The organism is Pseudocitrobacter faecalis (assembly GCF_965231525.1).
Classification (GTDB): Bacteria; Pseudomonadota; Gammaproteobacteria; order Enterobacterales; family Enterobacteriaceae; genus Pseudocitrobacter; species Pseudocitrobacter faecalis.
The window spans coordinates 3,923,150-3,945,450 of the sequence record NZ_CBDDNJ010000002.1 but is presented as its reverse complement, the minus strand read 5'-3'; the positions used below and the strand labels follow the sequence as shown (position 1 = coordinate 3,945,450).

At 55.5% G+C, this 22,301-nt stretch carries 22 protein-coding genes; 17 read left to right on the top strand and 5 right to left on the bottom strand.

Annotation, left to right across the window (positions count from 1 at the left end):
• Positions 1–6 precede the first annotated feature (6 nt).
• Positions 7–1,032, top strand: coding sequence for a galactofuranose ABC transporter, ATP-binding protein YtfT (ytfT, locus tag ACOXYR_RS19175; RefSeq protein ID WP_113858115.1), 1,026 nt, complete (start codon positions 7–9; stop codon positions 1,030–1,032).
• On the top strand, positions 1,019–2,011 hold the full coding sequence (gene yjfF, locus ACOXYR_RS19170; RefSeq protein WP_421355684.1) for a galactofuranose ABC transporter, permease protein YjfF: 993 nt from the start codon (positions 1,019–1,021) through the stop codon (positions 2,009–2,011). The genes ytfT and yjfF overlap by 14 nt, the downstream gene beginning before the upstream one ends.
• 39 nt (positions 2,012–2,050) lie before the next feature.
• Here the strand turns inward: yjfF and fbp are convergent, their stop codons facing one another.
• Positions 2,051–3,049, bottom strand: coding sequence for a class 1 fructose-bisphosphatase (fbp, locus tag ACOXYR_RS19165; protein ID WP_108476169.1), 999 nt, complete (start codon positions 3,047–3,049; stop codon positions 2,051–2,053).
• A gap of 175 nt (positions 3,050–3,224) precedes the next feature.
• Here fbp and mpl point away from each other — a divergent pair, with 175 nt between their 5' ends.
• Positions 3,225–4,601 (top strand): UDP-N-acetylmuramate:L-alanyl-gamma-D-glutamyl-meso-diaminopimelate ligase, encoded by a 1,377-nt coding sequence (gene mpl / locus ACOXYR_RS19160; RefSeq protein WP_108476170.1) that lies wholly within the window; start codon positions 3,225–3,227, stop codon positions 4,599–4,601.
• Positions 4,602–4,682: 81 nt separating this feature from the next.
• Positions 4,683–5,222: a GNAT family N-acetyltransferase gene (locus ACOXYR_RS19155; protein ID WP_421355683.1), complete on the top strand. Its 540-nt coding sequence runs from the start codon at positions 4,683–4,685 to the stop codon at positions 5,220–5,222.
• A 95-nt stretch (positions 5,223–5,317) separates the two neighbouring features.
• Here the strand turns inward: ACOXYR_RS19155 and yjgA are convergent, their stop codons facing one another.
• A complete protein-coding gene (gene yjgA / locus ACOXYR_RS19150) occupies positions 5,318–5,869 on the bottom strand; it encodes a ribosome biogenesis factor YjgA (RefSeq protein WP_015966156.1) in 552 nt (183 codons plus the stop codon).
• Positions 5,870–5,963: 94 nt separating this feature from the next.
• Between yjgA and pmbA the strand changes: the two genes are divergently transcribed.
• The 13 genes from pmbA (at position 5,964) to ACOXYR_RS19085 (ending at position 17,457) form a co-directional block, all read left to right on the top strand.
• A complete protein-coding gene (gene pmbA / locus ACOXYR_RS19145; RefSeq protein WP_108476172.1) occupies positions 5,964–7,316 on the top strand; it encodes a metalloprotease PmbA in 1,353 nt (450 codons plus the stop codon).
• A 65-nt stretch (positions 7,317–7,381) separates the two neighbouring features.
• Positions 7,382–7,771: a cytochrome b562 gene (cybC, locus tag ACOXYR_RS19140; RefSeq protein ID WP_108476173.1), complete on the top strand. Its 390-nt coding sequence runs from the start codon at positions 7,382–7,384 to the stop codon at positions 7,769–7,771.
• Positions 7,772–7,883: 112 nt separating this feature from the next.
• A complete protein-coding gene (locus ACOXYR_RS19135) occupies positions 7,884–8,387 on the top strand; it encodes a DUF2726 domain-containing protein (RefSeq protein WP_350435515.1) in 504 nt (167 codons plus the stop codon).
• A gap of 351 nt (positions 8,388–8,738) precedes the next feature.
• On the top strand, positions 8,739–9,077 hold the full coding sequence (locus tag ACOXYR_RS19130) for a PRD domain-containing protein (RefSeq protein ID WP_108476175.1): 339 nt from the start codon (positions 8,739–8,741) through the stop codon (positions 9,075–9,077).
• A 10-nt stretch (positions 9,078–9,087) separates the two neighbouring features.
• Positions 9,088–9,450: an SFCGS family glycine-rich protein gene (locus tag ACOXYR_RS19125; RefSeq protein ID WP_008786042.1), complete on the top strand. Its 363-nt coding sequence runs from the start codon at positions 9,088–9,090 to the stop codon at positions 9,448–9,450.
• 2 nt (positions 9,451–9,452) lie between these two features.
• Positions 9,453–9,752, top strand: a complete 300-nt coding sequence (locus ACOXYR_RS19120) for a DUF4312 family protein (RefSeq protein WP_015966150.1) — start codon at positions 9,453–9,455, stop codon at positions 9,750–9,752.
• 21 nt (positions 9,753–9,773) lie between these two features.
• Complete coding sequence (locus tag ACOXYR_RS19115) at positions 9,774–10,550, top strand: DUF4311 domain-containing protein (protein WP_108476176.1); 777 nt, start codon at positions 9,774–9,776, stop codon at positions 10,548–10,550.
• 13 nt (positions 10,551–10,563) lie between these two features.
• Positions 10,564–11,208: a DUF4310 family protein gene (locus ACOXYR_RS19110; RefSeq protein WP_015966148.1), complete on the top strand. Its 645-nt coding sequence runs from the start codon at positions 10,564–10,566 to the stop codon at positions 11,206–11,208.
• Between the two features lie 43 nt (positions 11,209–11,251).
• Positions 11,252–12,385, top strand: coding sequence for an amidohydrolase/deacetylase family metallohydrolase (locus tag ACOXYR_RS19105; protein ID WP_421355682.1), 1,134 nt, complete (start codon positions 11,252–11,254; stop codon positions 12,383–12,385).
• A complete protein-coding gene (locus tag ACOXYR_RS19100) occupies positions 12,369–13,487 on the top strand; it encodes a DgaE family pyridoxal phosphate-dependent ammonia lyase (RefSeq protein ID WP_113858121.1) in 1,119 nt (372 codons plus the stop codon). The genes ACOXYR_RS19105 and ACOXYR_RS19100 overlap by 17 nt, the downstream gene beginning before the upstream one ends.
• Complete coding sequence (dagF, locus tag ACOXYR_RS19095) at positions 13,484–14,224, top strand: 2-dehydro-3-deoxy-phosphogluconate aldolase (protein WP_189623775.1); 741 nt, start codon at positions 13,484–13,486, stop codon at positions 14,222–14,224. The genes ACOXYR_RS19100 and dagF overlap by 4 nt, the downstream gene beginning before the upstream one ends.
• A gap of 147 nt (positions 14,225–14,371) precedes the next feature.
• Positions 14,372–15,523 (top strand): lactonase family protein, encoded by a 1,152-nt coding sequence (locus ACOXYR_RS19090; protein ID WP_421355681.1) that lies wholly within the window; start codon positions 14,372–14,374, stop codon positions 15,521–15,523.
• Positions 15,524–15,543: 20 nt separating this feature from the next.
• Entirely contained in the window at positions 15,544–17,457 is a 1,914-nt protein-coding gene (locus ACOXYR_RS19085) for a BglG family transcription antiterminator (protein ID WP_108476181.1), read from the top strand.
• Between the two features lie 24 nt (positions 17,458–17,481).
• Here the strand turns inward: ACOXYR_RS19085 and nrdG are convergent, their stop codons facing one another.
• From nrdG to treC, 3 genes are all read right to left on the bottom strand, one after another.
• Positions 17,482–17,946, bottom strand: coding sequence for an anaerobic ribonucleoside-triphosphate reductase-activating protein (nrdG, locus tag ACOXYR_RS19080; protein ID WP_108476182.1), 465 nt, complete (start codon positions 17,944–17,946; stop codon positions 17,482–17,484).
• 146 nt (positions 17,947–18,092) lie between these two features.
• Positions 18,093–20,231 carry an anaerobic ribonucleoside-triphosphate reductase gene (gene nrdD, locus ACOXYR_RS19075; protein ID WP_421355680.1) on the bottom strand — a complete coding sequence of 713 codons (2,139 nt, stop codon included), beginning with the start codon at positions 20,229–20,231 and terminating at the stop codon, positions 18,093–18,095.
• Between the two features lie 382 nt (positions 20,232–20,613).
• Complete coding sequence (gene treC / locus ACOXYR_RS19070; RefSeq protein ID WP_421355679.1) at positions 20,614–22,269, bottom strand: alpha,alpha-phosphotrehalase; 1,656 nt, start codon at positions 22,267–22,269, stop codon at positions 20,614–20,616.
• Positions 22,270–22,301: the final 32 nt, after the last annotated feature.

Sequence of the window (22,301 nt, the reverse complement as noted above, 5' to 3'; positions counted from 1 at the left end):
TAAACCGTGATGCCACAATCTTTACCCCAGGCTGGCCAGCCCAAACGCCGCTTTAAATGGCCGACGGGAACGCCACAAATTATTGCGCTTATCCTGGTGCTGCTGGTTGATAGCCTCGTCTCGCCACACTTCTTACAGGTGGTGTTGCAGGATGGACGCCTGTTTGGCAGCCCGATTGATATCCTCAATCGCGCCGCTCCCGTTGCGCTACTGGCGATCGGTATGACGCTGGTGATTGCGACGGGTGGGATCGACCTATCAGTGGGGGCGGTGATGGCGATTGCCGGGGCGACGGCGGCCTCGATGACCGTTGCCGGGCACAGCCTGCCGATTGTGCTGCTCGCAGCGCTTGCCTCGGGGGCGCTGGCGGGGCTGTGGAACGGTATCCTGGTCGCCATCCTTAAAATTCAGCCCTTTGTGGCGACGTTAATTTTGATGGTCGCCGGGCGTGGCGTCGCGCAACTGATCACTACCGGGCAGATTGTCACCTTTGATTCACCGCATCTGGCGTGGCTGGGCAGCGGCTCGCTGCTGTTGTTCCCGACGCCGGTAATTATCGCGCTGGTGACATTGCTGATTTTCTGGCTGTTTACCCGCAAAACGGCGCTGGGCATGTTTATCGAAGCGGTGGGTATTAACATCCGTGCGGCGAAAAATGCCGGGGTAAACACGCGCATTGTGGTGATGCTGACCTACGTCCTGAGTGGCGTGTGCGCAGCCATCGCCGGGGTGATTGTGGCGGCGGATATTCGCGGTGCGGATGCCAATAACGCCGGGCTCTGGCTGGAGCTGGACGCCATTCTGGCGGTGGTGATTGGCGGCGGATCGCTGATGGGCGGGCGTTTTAACCTGTTGCTGTCGGTGGTGGGGGCGCTGATTATTCAGGGGATGAACACCGGAATTTTGCTCTCGGGTTTCCCGCCGGAGCTCAACCAGGTAGTCAAAGCGGTGGTGGTGCTGTGTGTGCTGATTGTTCAGTCACCGCGCTTTATTAGTTTACTGAAGGGGATGCGCGGCCATGATAAAACGTAATTTACCGCTGATGATCACGCTCGGCGTTTTCATCCTCGGTTATCTCTACTGCCTGACCCAGTTTCCCGGCTTCGCCTCGACGCGGGTCATTTGCAATATTCTCACTGATAATGCCTTTCTGGGGATCATTGCGGTCGGCATGACGTTTGTGATCCTTTCCGGGGGGATCGATCTCTCGGTCGGGTCGGTGATCGCCTTTACCGGCGTATTCCTCGCCAAAGCGATCGGCTTCTGGGGGATCTCACCGCTGCTGGCTTTCCCGCTGGTGCTGGTGATGGGCTGTGCGTTTGGTGCATTTATGGGGCTGCTGATTGATGCGCTGAAAATCCCGGCGTTCATCATTACGCTTGCGGGGATGTTCTTCCTGCGCGGCGTCAGTTATCTGGTCTCTGAAGAGTCGATTCCGATTAACCATCCCGTTTATGACACACTTTCAAGCCTCGCGTGGGTGATCCCCGGCGGCGGGCGCTTAAGCGCGATGGGGCTGTTGATGCTGATGGTGGTGGTGGTCGGAATTTTTCTCGCCCATCGCACGCGATTTGGTAATCAGGTTTATGCCATCGGCGGCAGCGCAACGTCAGCAAACCTGATGGGCATTTCCACCCGCAGTACAACGATCCGCATCTATATGCTTTCAACCGGGCTGGCGACGCTGGCGGGTATTGTCTTCTCAATCTACACCCAGGCGGGCTATGCGTTGGCGGGCGTCGGTGTAGAGCTGGACGCGATTGCGTCGGTTGTCATCGGTGGCACGCTGTTAAGCGGCGGAGTTGGAACTGTGCTCGGCACCCTGTTTGGCGTGGGGATTCAGGGCTTGATTCAGACCTACATCAACTTTGACGGTACGCTCAGTTCATGGTGGACGAAAATCGCCATCGGCATTCTGTTGTTTGTCTTTATCGCGCTGCAACGTGCGCTGACCGTGCTGTGGGAGAATCGGCAGAATGCGCCAGTGACAAGGGTGGCGACGAAGCTATAAAAAAAGGGAGCGAGGCTCCCTTTTCATTTTTTGGCGAATTTACGCGTCAGGGAACTCACGGATAAAACGTTCTACATCGTCGACCATATGGTCGTTACCGACGAAGAATGAACGACGCTGGTGCAGGGTTTCCGGCACGATATCCAGAATACGATTCACGCCGTCGCTGGCTTTGCCACCCGCTTGCTCCGCAAGGAATGCCATCGGATTGCACTCATACAGCAGACGCAGTTTCCCTTCCGGGTGGCTGGCGGTGCTTGGGTAGAGGTAAATGCCGCCTTTCAGCAGATTGCGATGGAAGTCCGCCACCAGAGAACCGATGTAGCGCGATGTGTACGGGCGCTGCGTAGATTTATCTTCTTCCTGGCAGAACTTAATGTACTTTTTCACGCCAGCCGGGAAACGAATGTAGTTACCTTCGTTAATGGAGTAAGTTTTGCCTTTTTGCGGGAAGCGCATGCGCTCCTGGCTCAGGCAGAACACGCCCAGTGATGGGTCGTAGGTGAAGGCATGGACGCCGCAACCGGTGGTGTAAACCAGCATGGTTGAGGAGCCATAAACCACGTAACCGGCAGCGACCTGCTTGTTACCCGGTTGCAGGAAATCTTCTTCAGTGACCGGCGTACCGACAGGGGTCACGCGGCGATAGATAGAGAAAATCGTCCCGACAGAGACGTTCACATCGATGTTGGAGGAGCCGTCCAGTGGATCCATCAACACAACATATTTCGCGTGTTCACACCCTTCAAAGACCACAATCTCGTCTTCTTCTTCGGATGCGATGCCAGCGACGATATCGCGGGCGCGCAGTGCGGCTTTCAGTTTTTCGTTGGCGAACAGATCGAGTTTTTGCTGCACCTCGCCCTGAACATTTTCAGCACCGCTGGCACCCAGGATATCAACCAGACCTGCTTTGTTGATATCGCGGTGGATGATTTTGGCACCTAACTTTATTGCCGACAGCAGAGCGGTAAGCTCACCGGTCGCATGAGAAAACTCATGCTGTTTCTCGACAATAAATTCACCTAACGTTTTCATAACACTTTCCCTGCAGTTAATGTGGAGTAAAGCGACTGCAACAATCTTAACAAAGAATAAAAAGAATGCGCACAGGTGAATCGCGCCAGCAAAGTACGGAATATCCTGAAATGCATTTCTCTGCTGGCGAACATGTGGGTAAAATGTGCGGTAGATAAAAGAAGGATAGTGACGTATGCGCATTCATATTTTGGGAATTTGTGGCACTTTCATGGGCGGACTGGCAATGTTGGCTCGCTCCCTCGGCCATGAAGTAACGGGCTCGGATGCGAATGTGTATCCGCCAATGAGCACGCTGCTTGAGAACCAGGGCATTGATTTAATTCAGGGATACGACGCCAGCCAGCTCGACCCGCAGCCGGATCTGGTGATCATCGGTAACGCCATGACGCGCGGGAATCCGTGTGTTGAAGCGGTGCTGGAAAAGAACATTCCGTACATGTCCGGCCCGCAATGGCTACATGATTTCGTCCTGCGCGACCGCTGGGTGCTGGCCGTTGCCGGTACGCACGGGAAAACCACCACGGCCGGCATGGCGACCTGGATCCTCGACGCGTGCGGCTACAAGCCGGGCTTTGTGATCGGCGGTGTGCCGGGCAACTTCGACGTTTCCGCGCGTCTGGGTGACAGCCCGTTCTTTGTGATTGAAGCGGATGAATACGACTGCGCCTTCTTCGATAAGCGTTCTAAATTCGTGCATTACTGCCCGCGCACGCTGATCCTCAACAACCTTGAGTTCGATCACGCGGACATCTTTGACGACCTGAAAGCGATTCAGAAACAGTTCCATCACCTGGTGCGCATCGTACCGGGGCAGGGGCGCATTATCTGGCCGGAAAACGACATCAATCTGAAACAGACGATGGCGATGGGTTGCTGGAGCGAGCAGGAACTGGTGGGCGAACAGGGCCACTGGCAGGCGAAAAAACTGAATGCTGATGCCTCCGAGTGGGAAGTGCTGCTCGATGGCGACGTTGTCGGTCAGGTGAAATGGGGCCTGGTGGGCGAGCACAACATGCACAATGGCCTGATGGCGATTGCTGCCGCGCGTCACGTCGGCGTTACGCCTGCGGATGCGGCGAACGCGCTGGGTTCGTTCATCAACGCCCGTCGCCGCCTTGAACTGCGTGGTGAAGCCAACGGCGTGAGCGTTTACGATGACTTCGCGCACCACCCGACAGCCATCCTCGCCACGCTTCAGGCGCTGCGCGGTAAAGTCGGCGGCACAGCACGCATTCTGGCGGTACTCGAACCCCGTTCCAACACCATGAAAATGGGCGTCTGCAAAGACGATCTCGCCCCGTCGCTGGGCCGCGCGGATGAAGTTTTCCTGCTTCAGCCGCAGCACATTCCGTGGCAGGTGGCCGAAGTGGCGGAAGCCTGCGTGCAGCCTGCGCACTGGAGCGCCGACGTCGATACGCTGGTAGACATGGTGCTGAAAACCGCGCATCCGGGCGATCACATTCTGGTGATGAGCAACGGCGGCTTTGGTGGTATCCACCAGAAACTGCTGGACGGCCTGGCGAAAAAAGCGGAACAGCAACAACAGTAACCTCACTCAGGTCAGGTTTCTGCGCAGCCAACCGGGAAACCGGTTGGCTTTTTTATTGGCAAATTTCTGCGGAGGACGTGGATGCTTTCGGCACATAAACTCACTTCAACAGACTCGGCGCTTTTTGCGCGCGTCGATGCGCTCTACGTGCAGGCTTTTCCGTGGCATGAACAGCGCGAACCTGCGGCGAAAGCGCAGGCACTTAACGACCCGCGCTATGCGCTGGAAGCGTGGTTTGACGATGAACAATTTGTGGGGATGAGCGGTAGCTGGCGGCTGGGAGAGATGCTTTATATTGAGCATCTGGCGGTTGATAGCGCGTTACGTTCAAAAGGTTACGGCAAGATTTTGCTGGCTGAACTTTTGACCCGCGCCCCGTTAACGGTGCTGGAGATCGACCCGCTTACCACGGAGGTTGCTCATCGGCGGCTGCGGTTTTATCAATCAATGGGTTTTGTCGCGAACCCGTGGGCGCACGCGCACCCGACGTATCATCAGGGGATTGCCGACCATGAGCTGGTGGTGCTGAGTTACCTGCAGGGGATCGATGCGACGGGGTATCAGCGGTTTAAGGAGGGGTTGTGCGGAGTGGTGATGGGGCTGAAACAACCCTCACCCTAACCCTCTCCCTGAGGGAGAGGGAACAGTCCGCACCTGTTTTCTCCCTCTCCCTGCGGGAGAGGGCCGGGGTGAGGGGAAACAAACCTGCTCCCGCCTTACCCTTCGTTCTCTGCCAGTTCGCGCAGATACTGGAAAATCAGACGCGAAGACTTCGGCGGCTTATTCCCTTCTTTCTCTTTCTTCGCGTTGCGGATCAGTGAACGCAGTTGCTGACGGTCAGCATTCGGCCACAGATTCAGGACTTCATCCATCGCTTCGTCACCGTTATCAATCAGACGATCGCGCAGTTGTTCCAGTTTATGGAACAGGGCAACCTGCTGATTGTGGCGGTTTTTCAGCTTATCCAGTGCCTGGCGAATCGGCTCGACGTCGCGGCTACGTAACATTTTACCGATCAGCTGCATCTGGCGGCGGCGACCTTCTTTCTTGATGCGCTGCGCCAGTTCAATGGCGGCACGCAGGTCATCATCGAGCGGGATTTTATCCAGCGCGTTTTTACCCAGGTCTACGATCTCACCGCCAAGCTGCTTCAGCTCTTCGGCATCACGTTTAATTTCACTCTTGCTGACCCAGATAATTTCATCATCTTCGTCCTCGATATCATCACCGGGCACGTCGTCGAGCCAGTCTTCGGGCTGCTTTGTCATTTCAGGCTCCTTAAAAAAGAGGCTAATACTAACAGCTTGGGCGCACACTGAGAAAGGGTTCTCTGTTAGACTTCAGGTAACTTTACCTAACATTATGGCATTGGCGATGAAAGTAATCACACAAGTTGCAGAACAGCGTATTGCGCTGGAAAAAGCTGTCTCCACCGCACTGGAACTGGCATCAGGCAAATCAGATGGTGCTGAAGTCGCGGTGAGTAAGACCACGGGCATTGGCGTCAGCACCCGTTATGGTGAAGTGGAAAACGTTGAATTTAATAGTGATGGTGCGCTTGGCATCACCGTCTATCACCAGAATCGTAAGGGCAGCGCGTCCTCAACCGATCTCAGTCCGGACGCCATCGCGCGAACGGTTCAGGCGGCGCTGGATATTGCGCGCTATACCTCACCAGATCCGTGCGCGGGCGTTGCGGATAAAGATCTGCTGGCCTTCGATGCGCCGGATCTCGACCTGTTCCATCCGGCTGAAGTGACGCCGGATGAAGCCATTGAATACGCCGCCCGTGCGGAACAGGCGTCGCTGAAGGCTGACAAACGCATCACCAATACCGAAGGCGGCAGCTTTAACAGCCACTACGGTATCAAAGTGTTTGGTAACAGCCACGGCATGCTGCAAAGCTATTGCTCGACGCGCCACTCGCTCTCCAGCTGTGTGATAGCCGAAGCCGACGGTGATATGGAACGCGATTACGCTTATACCATTGGCCGTGCGTTGGGCGATCTGCAAACGCCGGAAGCCGTTGGTGAAGAGTGTGCCCGCCGCACGCTGGCACGTCTGTCGCCGCGTAAACTCTCTACCATGAAAGCGCCGGTGATTTTCGCCAACGAAGTGGCAACCGGTCTGTTTGGACATCTGGTCGGTGCGATTGCCGGTGGTTCGGTGTATCGCAAATCGACCTTCCTGCTCGATTCTCTCGGTAAGCAGATTCTGCCGGAGTGGCTCACCATTGAAGAACACCCGCACCTGCTGAAAGGGCTGGCCTCCACGCCATTCGATAGTGAAGGTGTGCGCACTGAGCGCCGCGACATCATCAAGGATGGCGTGCTGATGCAGTGGCTGCTGACGAATTACTCTGCGCGTAAGCTGGGCCTGAAGAGCACCGGTCACGCGGGCGGCATCCACAACTGGCGCATCGCCGGTCGCGGCCTGAGTTTTGAAAAGTTGCTTAAAGAGATGGGGACAGGTCTTGTCGTCACGGAATTGATGGGACAAGGTGTCAGCGGTATTACCGGCGACTATTCTCGCGGTGCATCCGGTTTCTGGGTCGAAAATGGCGAGATCCAGTATCCGGTCAGTGAGATTACGATCGCAGGAAATCTGAAAGATATGTGGCGTAATATCGTCACGATTGCTGACGATATCGAAACGCGCAGCAATATCCAGTGTGGCTCCGTGCTTCTGCCGGAGATGAAAATCGCCGGGCAATAACGCCCGGTTTTTACGGACGCGCCCTGCCGCGTCTGATTGCTTAATAATAAAAAAGGAAGTGAGCAATGCGTAAAAAACTCTTAGCAATGTTGGCCGTATCCTCTCTTGCGTTGGGCGCGGCAGCACCTGCGTTCGCCGATCTCGAAGAGGATATGGATACGCTGGCGAAAAACCTCAAAGTGGTGGAGAGCACTTCGGATGCGACTGAGCTGAAAGCGGCGCTCACCGAAATGCGTACCGCCGCGCTGGACGCCCAGAAAGAGACCCCGCCGAAGCTGGAAAGCAAAGCGGCTGATAGCGCCGAGATGAAAGATTATCGTCACGGCTTTGATGTCCTGGTCGGGCAAATTGATGGCGCGCTGAAGCTGGTGAATGAAGGCAAAGTGCAGGAAGCCAAAGCGGCGGCGGAAGACTTTAAAGCCACGCGCAACGAAAACCACAAGAAGTTTCGTTAATTCCAGGGAGGCGGTGATATCACCGCCTTTTTTATTTTTGTTGTTCTCTGATATTATATATTCTAAATTTTCAATCTATTCTTTGAGCTTATTAATCGGAATATTACATATAATGGAATATATAATTATTATTGCTGTTTTTTTGGTAATGCTAAGTGCGTTGCTGAATAAAAAGAAACCGCGCAAGTCATTCAAATCTTCAGCTAAATCTGAAAACCAACTCGATATTGTCGCCCGTAGTGACTTCCACAAAAGTAAACTGATGAACAAAGAGGAGTATGGCCTCTTTGTTCGCCTGGAGCCGCTGCTAAAGGCTAACCGACCGGGCTATCGACTTTTTACGCAGGTCAGTATGGGGGAAATTATTAGTTCCCCGAATAAAAGCGCCTATTTCTGCGTCAATAATAAACGCGTCGACTTTGTTATTATTTCGCCCTATGGCGATCCGCTCGTGGTCATTGAGTATCAGGGGAGTGGCCATTATCAGGGAAATGCCATTCAGCGCGATGCGGTAAAAAAGGAAGCCTGCCGAAAAGCGGGGGTGGCTTTTATTGAGCTTACTGATAAATACAGCGACAGGGATTTGGATAATATTATTTTGCAAATTCCAAAATAGCGCTCGTTTTTATGCCGGATGCGCTTCGCTTATCCGGCCTACAAATCACTGCCCTCGTAGGCCGGATAAGCGAAGCGCATCCGGCAATGACACCGCACATAAGCAAACCTTATCCACCTCACAATTTTGCACAAATCCACCACACGTTTTCCCCCATTAAATTTCCATTTCAGGACATATTCGCGTGATGAATATCACGCTTTTCCGCCGATAAATCGTTAAAACCGCAAATTTTGTGGCACAGATCACTGGCCTCCTTCGCCTTTCCACTTTGAAGTGGAAAACAACTCGCTACAAACCTGCAACGCGCATCGTTACTTTGAACCCAGAGCCATTAACGGGGTAAGACGAGTGATGAATGCAGCGGTAGTGAACAATGATGTGGAACCGGCAGCGCAAACAGAACAGCTTGCCGACACCATGCTGAAGCAGGTTTTCGCCCTGTTACGCAGCCACAACATTATCCCCAACGACGTACAGGAACAGATGCTGACTTCCCACCTGCGCGCAATGGCGCATCGGTCTGTGACCGGTGAGCCACTGCCAGAGGTAGATGCCAGCCTGTTCGACGAAATTTCACCAGAATCAATGCAACTTGCCCGCGAAGTGGTCGCGCAGTTTGGCAATCTTCCTGACGAAGAGTCCTGGCTGCTTTCCGTTCACTTCGAAGTCGCAAAAGAAAACCTTTAAGGAGCAAAACATGGAACAGATTACCGTTGTGATTGGCGATCGTTTAGGCAAAGGCCAGAAAGTGGCCGCAGGCGTTGAGAAAGCCGGTGGTCGTGCGGTTGTTGTCCCGGGCGTGGCGGCAGATATGAAGTTGGGCGATGTCATGAAAGCGGAAAACGCCACTTTTGGTATCTCTTTCTGCGGCAGCGGCGGTGCAGGTGCAATCACCGCCCAGACCAAATATGGCTACAAAGCCAAATACGGCATGCGCTCTGTTGATGAAGGCGTCACCGCGATTAATGAAGGCTGCAACGTGCTGGGCTTCGGTTTTATGGATAAAGAAGAGCTGGGCGAGCGTCTGGTACAGGCGTGGCAGAAGAAGTACGGCGCGTGAGTATGAAACAACAATTCACCAAAACGGTGAGAGTCAAAGGGAAAGGCGACGCCAAAGCGCGCGCCTTTGCCGATGCGCTAAACCATGTCCAGGCCGCGGTGATGAAAGATACACCGCACATCTTACTGCGTATTGAGCCACAGGATGTGCAGGTTGTTCATGCGTATGAAGCGGTGCGCAAAGAAGCGTTCTTATTCTTCTTTTTGCGCCGGGAACGACGCACCTACAGCGTGGAGCTGGACGTGACCGTCAACGTGACCGCCATCAATCTCGACAACGTGGATTTCGTCACGCAGAGCTAAATCACACAGAAGGGCAGACTGATGTTCTTAATTATATTAATAAAATCGCTCATTATCGGCGGCCTGGTTGGCGTCGGTGTAGGGGCCGGTGCTGCACGCATGTTCCATGCGCCTACCACGCAAGGTATGGGCGCGTTTCGTACGTTGGGGGAGCTGAACTCCTGTGAAGGCGACCCGGCGTCACACTTCTCCTTTGGCCTTGGCTTCTTCTTTAACGCCTGGGCCTCTTCCGTTGCAGCAGGTTCATTTACCCAGGACGTTGACCACCGCATCATCCCGAACTGGGGCGCGGCGGCACTGATGATCAAAAACCGTAACGTTGGCGAGACGCTGCACGATCCGAAGAAAATGGCGATTGCCTGTGGCGTGATCGGCATGCTGGTTGTCACCTTCCTCAACTTAACCGCCTCCTCAGTACCCGAATCACTCCAGGTGACCGCTGTGAAGGTACTGGTTCCGGCAGCGAACCTGCTGGTGAATACGGTGATGCCGGTTATCTTCTGGCTGGCGGCGATCGACGCGGGTAAAAAATCCGGCTTCTGGGCCACCGTCTTTGGCGGCGCGGCGCAGATGATCATGGGGAACGCCGTGCCGGGTCTGGTGCTGGGTATTCTGATTGGTAAAGGTGTTGAAGAGAGCGGCTGGAACCGCATCACCAAAGTGATGATGAGCGCCATCGTGGTGCTGTTTGTCCTGAGCGCCTTCTTCCGCGGCTTCGATATGAAGATGATCGAATCCTTCCATCTGACCGTGCCGAACTGGCTCGATCTGATCCACAACTCGCTCAGCGGCAAATAACGGGAGCCTCGAAATGGAACAGAATAAAGGTTTTTGGTATGCCGACTGGTCGTTCCCGATCTTTGTTGGTCTGCTCTCCTCCGGCGTGTTCGCCGGGACGCACATGTACTACCTCTACGGTATTGGCGCATTTAACGAAGTGGCGTTTGTCTCCATGCTGCGCGCCGGGATTGATACCGGTGCTTACGGCGCGGTGGCGGCGTTTGGCGCAAGCTTCCTGTTTGCCCGCATCATCGAAGGCTCGCTGGTGGGGATTCTGGACATCGGCGGCGCGATCCAAACCGGCGTCGGCCTCGGCGTTCCGGCGCTGCTGCTGGGCGCGGGCATCATGTTCCCGGTGACCAACTTTATCGCTTCACTGATTACCGGCCTGGTGATTGGCCTGGCGATTGGTTACGTCATTATTCTGGCGCGTAAGTTCACCATTAATCAGAGCGACTCGACCTACGGGGCCGACGTGATGATGGGCGCAGGTAACGCCTCTGGCCGCTTCCTTGGCCCATTGATTATTCTCAGCGCGATGACCGCCTCCATTCCAATCGGTATCGGTTCCCTGCTTGGCGCGCTGCTTTTCTACCTCTGGCAAAAGCCGATTACCGGCGGTGCGATTCTGGGTGCAATGTTGTTTGGTGCACTGTTCCCAATCGCGATTAGCTAACTCCCCGCGGGCGTGAAAACGCCCGCTCTCTCAGGAGAATGAGATGTTTGATTTACTCCTGCGCGGTGCGCGCCTCGTCGACGATATCCTGACCGATATCGCCATTCAGGATGGCTTAATCCACGCGCTGGGTGACCTGACGTCACCCGCAAAGAAAACCATTGATCTGCACGGCAACTACTACGTCAGCGCGGGCTGGATTGACTCCCACGTTCACTGCTACCCGAAATCACCGATTTATCACGACGAACCCGATAGCGTAGGCATCGCCACTGGCGTGACGACCGTTATCGATGCCGGTAGCACCGGGGCAGATGACGTGGATGAATTCTATGAACTCACTCGCCAGGCGGCGACTGACGTTTACGCGCTGCTGAATATCTCGCGCGTCGGGCTGATTGCCCAGAACGAGCTGGCCAATATGGCCAATATCGACGCCGACGCGGTACACCAGGCGGTGAAACGCCACCCTGATTTTATCGTCGGGCTGAAGGCACGGATGAGCAGCAGTGTCGTGGGTGAAAACGGCATCACGCCGCTGGAACATGCGAAAGCGATGCAGAAAGCCAACGGCGATTTGCCGCTGATGGTGCATATCGGCAACAACCCGCCGAACCTGGATGAGATTGCCGACCTGCTGAGTGCTGGCGACATCATTACCCACTGCTACAACGGCAAACCGAACCGCATCCTGACGCCGGAAGGCGAACTGCGCGCATCGATTACGCGTGCGCTCAAGCGTGGCGTTCGTCTCGATGTCGGCCACGGTACCGCCAGCTTTAGCTTTGAGGTGGCGAAACGCGCCATCGAGATGGGCATTCTGCCGCACACCATCAGTTCCGATATCTACTGCCGTAACCGCATCGACGGCCCGGTACGTTCGCTGGCGCTGGTGATGTCCAAATTCCTCGCCATTGGCCTGTCGCTGCCGCAGGTGATTGCCTGCGTGACCACGCATGCCGCTGAAGGGCTGCGCTTGACCCGCAAAGGTCGCCTGGCGCCGGGGATGGACGCGGATCTGACGATCTTCACCGTGAAAGATCAACCGATGAGCCTAACCGATGCGGAAAACGTTTCGCTTCAGGCTGACAAAATTCTGGTGCCGCTGGCTGCCGTTCGTGCAGGCAAGGGCTATATGACCGAACAAGGGAGTGCAGAAAATGCCTTCGATTTTTGAGAAATACAATTTAAAGCAAGTGATTAACACCTCTGGCCGCATGACCGCGCTGGGTGTTTCAACCCCGCGCCCGGAAGTGGTACAGGCCGCGATGGACGGCATGAACCAGTATTTCGAGATGAAAGACCTGGTCAATAAAACCGGCGAGTACATTGCTAATTTGCTGGATGTGGAAGGGGCGACGGTGGTCTCCTGTGCGTCGGCAGGCATTGCGCAGTCCGTGGCGGCGGTGCTCGTTAAAGACAGCGACTGGCTGCTGGAAAACCTGCACGTCACGCCAATTGAGAACAACGAAATCGTCCTGCCCAAAGGTCATAACGTCAACTTCGGTGCGCCGGTGGGCACCATGGTTGCGCTGGGCGGCGGCAAGCTGGTGGAAGCAGGCTACGCTAACGAATGTTCCGCAGCACAGCTGGCGGCGGCAATTACCCCGCGCACGGCGGCTATCCTGTATATCAAATCTCACCACTGCGTGCAGAAAAGCATGCTCAGCGTTGAGCAGGCGGTTGTTGTCGCTCGCAAACACAATCTACCGTTGATCGTCGATGCGGCGGCGGAAGAAGACCTGCAGTGCTACTACCGTTCGGGTGCAGACCTGGTCATTTACAGCGGCGCGAAAGCCATCGAAGGGCCAACCAGCGGGCTGGTGATCGGCAAAACCCAGTATGTCGAGTGGGTAAAACGCCAGTCAGCGGGCATTGGCCGCGCGATGAAAGTGGGTAAAGAGGGCATTCTCGGCCTGACTTGCGCCATTGAACATTACCTTACCGCAACGAAAGAGAGCGGTGCTGAAATGGTGGCGAAGATGACGCCGTTTATCGACGCACTGAATACGCTCAACGGTGTATCCGCGCGCGTAGTCTGGGATAGCGCCGGGCGTGACATCGCGCGTACCGAAATTAAATTCGACGAAGCCGTTACCGGTATTGGCACAGGCGAGCTGGTTGATGCGCTCAAGCAGGGGCAGTACGCCATCTACTTCCGTGGCTACAAAGCCAACGAAGGCATTATCGAAGCCGACGTGCGCAGTGTTGACCAGGCGCAACTGGATATTGTTGCCCGCCGTATTGCTGAAGTGATTAAACAGGAGATTAACGCATGAAACTGACCCCAAACTTTTACCGTGACCGCGTCTGCCTGAACGTTCTGGCGGGTAGCAAAGAGAACGCCAGCGAGATTTATGAAGCGGCGGAAGGTCATGTGCTGGTGGGCGTGCTCTCCAAAAATTACCCGGACGTGGCCAGTGCCGTAGCGGATATGCGTGATTACGCGGCGCGGATTGATAATGCGCTCTCCGTTGGCCTGGGCGCGGGCGACCCGAATCAGTCGGCAATGGTCAGCGCCATCTCCGCTGAAGTGCAGCCGCAGCACGTCAACCAGGTCTTCACCGGTGTCGGAACCAGCCGTGCGCTGCTAGGGCAAAATGACACCGTAGTGAACGGTCTGGTCTCGCCAACCGGCACGCCGGGCATGGTGAAAATATCCACCGGGCCGCTGAGCAGCACCGCACCGGATGGCATCGTGCCGGTTGAAACGGCGATCGCTCTGCTGAAAGATATGGGCGGCAGCTCAATCAAATACTTCCCGATGGGCGGCCTGAAGTGCCGTGATGAGTATAAAGCGGTGGCAGAAGCCTGCGCGCGTCATGACTTCTGGCTGGAACCAACGGGGGGGATCGATCTGGAGAACTTCAGCGAGATCCTGCAAATTGCCCTCGATGCTGGCGTAAGCAAAATCATCCCGCACATCTACAGTTCTATTATTGATAAAGCCAGCGGCAATACTCGCCCGAACGACGTGCGCGCGCTGCTGGAGATGACGAAGGCGTTAGTGAAGTAATAAGGGCCCCCTCACCCCGGCCCTCTCCCGCAGGGAGAGGGTGAAAATCAGCGCAGGTCTTTCACATTTGCACTGTCGGTTCCCTCTCCCTGTGGGTGAGGGTTAGGGTGAGGGGGGAACTCATCACACCATTCCCAAGGAGCCACCATGCACCCATCCCGCCACCTGCTTGTCGCTTCACTTTCTCTGCTTGCTACAACCGCCATCGCGCAGACGCAATACGCGTGGGTGGGCACCTACAACCCCAACGGTGAAGGCGTTTACCGCTTAACCCTCGACAGCAAAACCGGGGCGTTAAGCGATAAAACCCTGGTCAGCACGCTGCCCAACGCCGCGCAGCTTACCGTCTCTGCCGATGGCAAAACCCTGTATGTCGCGAGCGAAGAAGAGAAGGGCGTGGTGCAGGCGCTGCGGGTGGATGAGAAGGGCGCTCTCCATAAGCTGAATCAGGTTTCATCTGGCGGCGCGGGCCCGGTATATCTCTCATTGACGCCTGGCGGAAAACATCTGCTGGTGGCGAATTACGTCAGCGGTTCCGTGGCGATGTTGCCGGTGAAAGCTGATGGCAGTCTGGCGGAGGCCAGCGATTTTCATCAGGATGCGGGTGATCCTGGCGCCGCGAAACCGGCGGCTGCGGTCAAAGGCAGTTTTGCCGCCAGCGATCATAACGGCCCGCATGCCCACATGATCGCCGCCGATCCCAGCGGGAAATATGTTTTTTCTACCGATCTGGGCCTCGATCGGATCTACCAGTATCGTCTGGATGAAAAGAACGGCACGTTGATCCCCAACACGCCGCCGTTCATCAATGCGTCGTCACCGGGCGCGGGGCCGCGTCATTTTGTGTTTACAGCAAAAGGTGATGGGCTTTTTGTGATCAACGAAGAGTCTTCTACGCTGACGCATTACCACCTGGATGCAGCAACCGGGCAACTCCAGGAAGGGAAAACGGTGTCATCGCTGCCGAAAGCGTATCAGGGAACCAGCTTCGCCGCCGGGCTGGCAATCAGCGCTGACGGAAAACAGCTCTATGTTGCCAATCGTCTGCACAACAGTATTGCTCACTTCACGGTTATGAATGATGGCTCATTGATTCATAATGATAATATATGGACGCGAGGCGACTACCCGCGCAGCCTGACGCTGGATAGCGAGGGCCGCTGGCTGTACGTAATGAATCAGCGCAGCGATAACATCACCCGTTTTCGCGTCGCGCCTGACGATGGCACGCTGACATTTGTCCCTGAATACACATCGGTCGGCAGCCCATCGCAGATGGTGATTTCGTTTAACCCCTGAGGCGTAATAAGGAAACTGACGTGCGATTCCCCAACCAACGTTTAGCCCAACTGTTCAATTTACTGCAAAACGAAGTTTTGCCGCAGGATGAGCTGGCTGCACGATTGTCCGTTTCCACCCGTACTGTTCGCGCCGATATCTCGGCGCTTAATGCCTTACTGGAGAGCTATGGCGCGCAGTTTACGCTGACGCGCGGCAGCGGTTATCAGCTCAATATCAGTGACCCCAATCGTTACCAAAAACTGGAAGAGAGCGCGCCGAGTACGCTGCGTATTCCACGTACCGCCAGCGAGCGCGAACATTCGCTGGCGGTGCGCTTTCTTACGTCCGCATTTTCTCTCAAGCTGGAAGATCTGGCGGATGAGTGGTTTGTCAGCCGCGCCACGCTGCAAAACGACATGATCGCCGTACGCGAGCGTTTTCAGCGTTATCAGTTGACGCTCGAGACGCGTCCGCGTCACGGCATGAAGCTGTTTGGCAGTGAAGTCTCTATTCGCGCCTGCCTGACGGATATCCTCTGGGAACTGCCGCAGCAGGAAGGGTTTAATGCGCAACTGATGGCGGAAGCGCTCAATGCGGGGGCCATCACCTCGCTTACCGCGACGTTGCAGGAAACGCTCACTCGCTATGCGATTCGCCTGACCGACGAAGGTGAACGCTTCATTCGTCTTTACTGCGCGGTGGCGGTACGCCGCATCAGTGAAGGATTCCCGCTGGCAGAATTTGCGGCAGAAGAAGAGGTATCGCAGAACGTGCGCGACGCGGCGCGGGATATTGCCGCAGCAATTCAGGCGCTTGCCGGTAAACCGCTGGCCGACTCTGAAAAAGCCTGGCTGTGCGTGCATATTTCCGCACGTCAGACGCAGCAGGTTTCGCCAAGCGCTATCAGCGCCGACGACGCCGAAGCGTTGGTGGACTATATCCTCAGCTACATCAACAGCCACTATAACTATAACCTGCAAAACGACGACCAGTTGCATGCGGATCTGCTCACCCATATTAAAACCATGATCACCCGCGTGCGCTATCAAATCATGATTCCTAACCCGTTGCTGGATAACATCAAACAGCACTACCCGATGGCGTGGGATATGACCCTGGCGGCGGTATCGAGCTGGGGAAAATACACGCCGTACACCATCAGTGAAAACGAAGTTGGGTTCCTGGTACTGCACATCGGCGTAGGGCTGGAGCGGCACTACAACATTGGCTATCAGCGCCAGCCGCGCGTCTTGCTGGTGTGCGACACCAGTACGGCGATGGTGCGCATGATTGAAGCGGTGCTGCAGCGTAAATATCCGCAGATTGACGTGACCGATGTGCTTTCGCTGCGTGATTACGAACAGCGGGAAAGCATCAGTGAAGACTTCGTTATCTCGACCGCGCGCATCAATGAAAAAGATAAACCGGTAGTCACGATTGCGCCGTTCCCGACCGAGTTCCAGCTTGAACAGATCGGCAAACTGGTGCTGGTAGACCGCACCCGCCCGTGGATGCTGAACAAATATTTCGATGCGGCACATTTTCGCATTATCGACGGCGATATCGACCAACAGACCTTATTTAGCGAACTTTGCGCTCAGCTTCATGATGAAGGCTTTGTTGACGCCGAGTTCCACGCTTCAGTTGTAGAACGTGAAGCCATCGTCAGCACCATGCTCGGCGACGGCATCGCGCTGCCTCACGCCCTGGGATTGCTGGCACAAAAAACAGTGGTCTACACGGTGCTGGCGCCGCAGGGAATTGCATGGGGCGAGGAAACCGCGCACGTCATCTTCCTGCTTGCGATCAGCAAACGCGAGTATGAAGAGGCGATGGCGATCTACGATATTTTCGTCACCTTCCTGCGCGAACGCGCAATGGCGCGGCTGTGCAGCTGCCGGGATTTCGAGGATTTCAAGACAGTGGCAATGGAGTGTGTGAGTCGGTTTTGAAGAGGGGCGGGCGACGCCCCTTGTTTAACGCAGGTGGTGCACTACCTGATTGCTGCTGCCGCGCCAGATAAGGGCCGGGTCTTTTAAATCCTGCACAAATTTACCGTCGACCAGCACGTTGATGAGATCGACTACTTCCATTTGCGCAGCGTTCAGTTCGTCCAGCTTGTAGCCGGTCCACACCCAGATATCTTTCCCCTGACATTCCGTGTGTATACGTTTAACCAGTTTGAGAATTTCCGGTACGTTTTGCGGATGCAATGGGTCGCCGCCGGAGAGTGAAATCCCCTGACGTTTCACGCGTGTGTCGTTGAGATCGGCGATAATACGGTCGGCCATTTCAGTCGTGAACGGCATGCCGGAATTCACGCGCCAGGTGCTTTTGTTATAACAGCCCGGGCATTCATGTACGCAGCCCGCCACAAACAGCGTGCAGCGCGTGCCGGGGCCATTGACGATATCGACAGGGTAGTACTGATGGTAATTCATGGTTTTTCTTATTGAGTATGGTGCGGGTTGTGGCTCTCACCCTAACCCTCTCCCGCAGGGAGAGGGGACCGACCGGGCAGATCATAGAGGTCGTCGTGGTTTTCTCCCTCTCCCTTGGGGAGAGGGACGGGGTGAGGGGCAGCCGTTTAACCGATCTGCCCGTTGCCGAGGTGTTTCACGCGGCGTTTCACTTCTTCCTGCTTACCGGCGTTAAACGGACGCGCATCCGGGCTGCCTAAATAGCCGCACACGCGGCGGGTGACCGACACGCGGGACGCGTCGTGGTTGCCGCATTTCGGGCAGGTAAAGCCTTTGCTGGTACACTCGAACTCACCGGTAAAGCCGCACTCATAGCATTCATCAATCGGCGTGTTGGTGCCGTAGTACGGCACGTGCTGGTAGCTGTAATCCCAGACGTCTTCCAGCGCTTTCAGGTTGTGCTGAATGTTTGGGTACTCGCCGTAGCAAATGAAACCGCCGTTCGCCAGCGGCGGATACGGGGCTTCAAAGTCGATTTTGTCGTACGGGTTAACTTTTTTCTCCACGTCCAGGTGGAAGCTGTTGGTGTAGTAACCTTTATCGGTCACGCCCGGTACCACGCCGAATTCGGCAGTATCAAGGCGGCAGAAGCGGTCACACAGGTTTTCACTTGGTGTGCTGTAGAGGCTGAAACCGTAGCCGGTTTCCTCTTTCCACTGGTCAACGGCCTGGCGCAGACGTTCAACAATGGCAGTGCCTTTGGCGCGCAGTGCTTCATTGTCATAAACGTGTTGATTACCAAACAGCGCGTTGATGGTTTCGTGAATACCGATGTAGCCCAGCGAGATAGACGCACGACCGTTTTTGAAGATTTCAGAGACGTCATCGTCAGCCTGCAAACGCACGCCGCATGCGCCTTCCATATACAAGATTGGGGCCACGCGCGCTTTCACGCCTTCCAGACGCGCGATGCGGGTCATCAGCGCTTTACGTGCCAGCACCAGACGTTCGTCCAGCAGTTTCCAGAACGCGTCTTCATTGCCTTTCGCTTCCAGCGCGATGCGCGGCAGGTTCAGGCTGATCACGCCAAGGTTATTACGGCCATCGTGGATCTGCTCGCCGTTTTCGTTTTCCCACACGCCGAGGAAGCTGCGGCAACCCATTGGCGTTTTGAACGAACCGGTGACTTTCACAACCTGGTCGTAGTTGAGGATGTCCGGGTACATGCGCTTGCTCGCGCATTCCAGCGCCAGCTGTTTGATGTCGTAGTTGGCATCGCCCGGTTTGTGGTTCAGGCCGTCGCGGATGGCGAACACCAGTTTCGGGAACACGGCGGTTTTACGGTTTTTGCCGAGGCCCGCAATGCGATTACGCAGAATGGACTGCTGAATCAGGCGTGATTCCCAACTGGTGCCGAGACCAAAACCGAAGGTGACGAACGGCGTTTGGCCGTTGGCGGTATGCAGCGTATTGACTTCATATTCCAGCGACTGGAAGGCGTCGTAGCACTCTTTCTCGGTGCGGGAGTGCGCGTAGCCTTCGGCGTCCGGAATCTGCCACTCTTCAGCGGTCTGACGATGTTTATTGAAGCTGGCGGTCACGAACGGGGCCAGAACTTCATCGATACGGTTAATGGTGGTGCCGCCATAAATGTGGCTGGCCACCTGCGCGATAATCTGCGCGGTAACGGCCGTCGCGGTAGAGATGGATTTCGGCGGCTCGATTTCCGCGTTACCCATTTTAAAGCCCTGCGTTAGCATTCCTTTCAGATCGATCAACATGCAGTTGAACATCGGGAAGAACGGGGAGTAATCAAGGTCGTGATAGTGGATAACGCCGCGTTCGTGCGCCATCACCACGTCGTGCGGCAGCAGGTGCTGACGGGCGTAGTGCTTCGCGACGATACCGGCCAGCAGGTCACGCTGGGTAGGGATCACTTTACTGTCTTTATTGGCGTTTTCATTGAGCAGCGCCGAGTTGGTTTGCTCAACCAGACCGCGAATTTCCTGGTTCAGACGGCCACGCTTTTCACGCTGGCTATCGCGGTCATGGCGATATTCGATATAGGCGCGCGCCAGCTGCTTATACGGGCCAGACATCAGCTGGTTTTCAACCGCGGTCTGGATCTCGTTGATATCAACCTGGCTACGGCCTTGCATCTGCTCGCTTACGATTGCCGCGACGGTGGCGCAATAGTCTGCGTCATCGACTCCCGCTGCTTTAGCGGCACGCAGGATAGCTTCCTGGATGCGCTCTGATTTGAACGGCACTTTACAGCCATCGCGTTTCATCACATGCGGTGTCATGATCACTCCATTATAAAAACAGGTTATCCACAGAACTGAAGTCGGGGCGGGGGCGAGATTTACAAAGCCTGCCCGCGTGTTAGCGCTTCTCCAGTCAAATTTATCCACATCTCACCCCCTTTCTTCATTGGAAGGGTATGGTGATATTGTAGACGATAAACCCAATATGTTGGGTCGGCGAGCATTCTAAGGTCTATATATAGTGATTTGCATCAAACAAGTTTGCGATTTTATTGATGTAGGACAAAGTAAAAATCGAAGCGTACAGATGGCGGGCGCTACGGCTAATGTAAATATTGCAGTGCTGAGTTTTGCTTAAAAATTCAACAAAAACAGTAGGATTTGTCGGGAGCCGGCGACCGGGAGTCGCCGGTTGAGAGGGTTAATTTTGTAGCCACCAGACCGCTTCAAAAGGCCGTAGCGTCATTTCAGACGGTGCACTTGCCACTTCGTCATAGTTGCTGATTAATGCCGTCCATTCGCCGTGAGCGGCGTCTGGCTGCCAGTGTTGAAGTTCTGCGCTAAGGTTGGCGACAACCAGCAGCGTTTGCCCCTTCCATTGACGGCGATAGCACCACAAAGCGGGGTGATCGGGCAGAAGATCCTGATAATCACCCCACGTCAGAATCGGCGTGGTTTTACGTAACGCGATCAATTGCTGATAGGTGTAGAACACCGAACTCGGATCGCTCAGCGCTCTATCGACGTTGATCGCTTCATAGTTGTCGCACAGGGCGATCCACGGTGTGCCGGTGGTGAACCCGCCGTGCGCGTCGCCATTCCATTGCATCGGTGTGCGGCTGTTATCGCGTGATTTACTGGCGAGGATCGCCAGTAAGGTTTGCGCATCCTGGCCCTGCGCTAAGCGCTCGGCGAACATATTGTGGCTTTCCACGTCGCGATAATCGGTGATCTGCGTGAAATGCGGGTTGGTCATGCCAATCTCTTCGCCCTGATAAACATAAGGCGTGCCCTGCATACCGTGCAGCACCATGGCCAGCATTTTGGCGGCGGGCAAGCGATACTCGCCTTCATCGCCAAAGCGCGAAACAATGCGCGGCTGATCGTGGTTACACCAGAACAGCGCATTCCAGGCGCGATTATGCATGCCCTGCTGCCAGTGGCTGAACAGTGCTTTCAGGGCGACGTAGTCCGGCTTCGCCAGCGTCCATTTTTCGCCGCCGGGATAATCGACTTTCAGGTGGTGGAAGTTAAAGGTCATCGAGAGCTCACGCCCATCCAGCGCGGCGTACTGCTGGCAGTTTTCCAGCGAGGTTGACGACATCTCGCCGACGGTCATTAACTCGCGCGGCGTAAAGACATCACGGCTCATCTCCTGCAAAAACTCATGGGCACGCGGGCCATCCGTATAGAAACGACGACCATCGCCGTCCGGGTCAGAAGGGAAAGCCTGATCTTTTGAAATCAGGTTCACTACATCGAGACGCAGGCCGTCGACGCCGCGATCGGCCCAGAACTCGCACACTTTTTTCAGCTCGGCGCGCACAGCCGGGTTTTCCCAGTTGAGATCCGCCTGCTCCGGCGCAAACAGGTGCAGATAATATTGCTCGCTCTCCGCGTGCCACTGCCAGGCGTTGCCGCCAAATTTCGAGCGCCAGTTGTTGGGCGGGATGCCCGGTTCGCCGTCACGCCAGATGTAGAATTCGCGGTATGGGCTCGCTTTATTCAACGATTCGCGGAACCAGGCGTGCTGCGTTGAGGAGTGGTTGAGCACCATATCCAGCACGATGCGAATACCGCGCGCTTTCGCCTCGGCCACCAGTTCATCGAAATCGTCCAGTGTGCCGTAGGCCGGATCGATGGCGGTGTAGTTCGCCACATCGTAGCCGTTATCGACCTGCGGTGAGACATAGAAAGGGGTCAGCCAGATGGCGTCAACGCCCAGTTTTTTCAGATAGTCGAGGCGGTAGGTTACGCCGCGTAGATCACCGGTGCCGCTGCCGGTCGTGTCCTGAAAACTCTTCGGATAAATTTGATAAATAACGCCGTTCTGCCACCAGTGGGGAAGAATATTCATAGTGCTGTCCTGAAATGCGAAGGGGCGCAAGG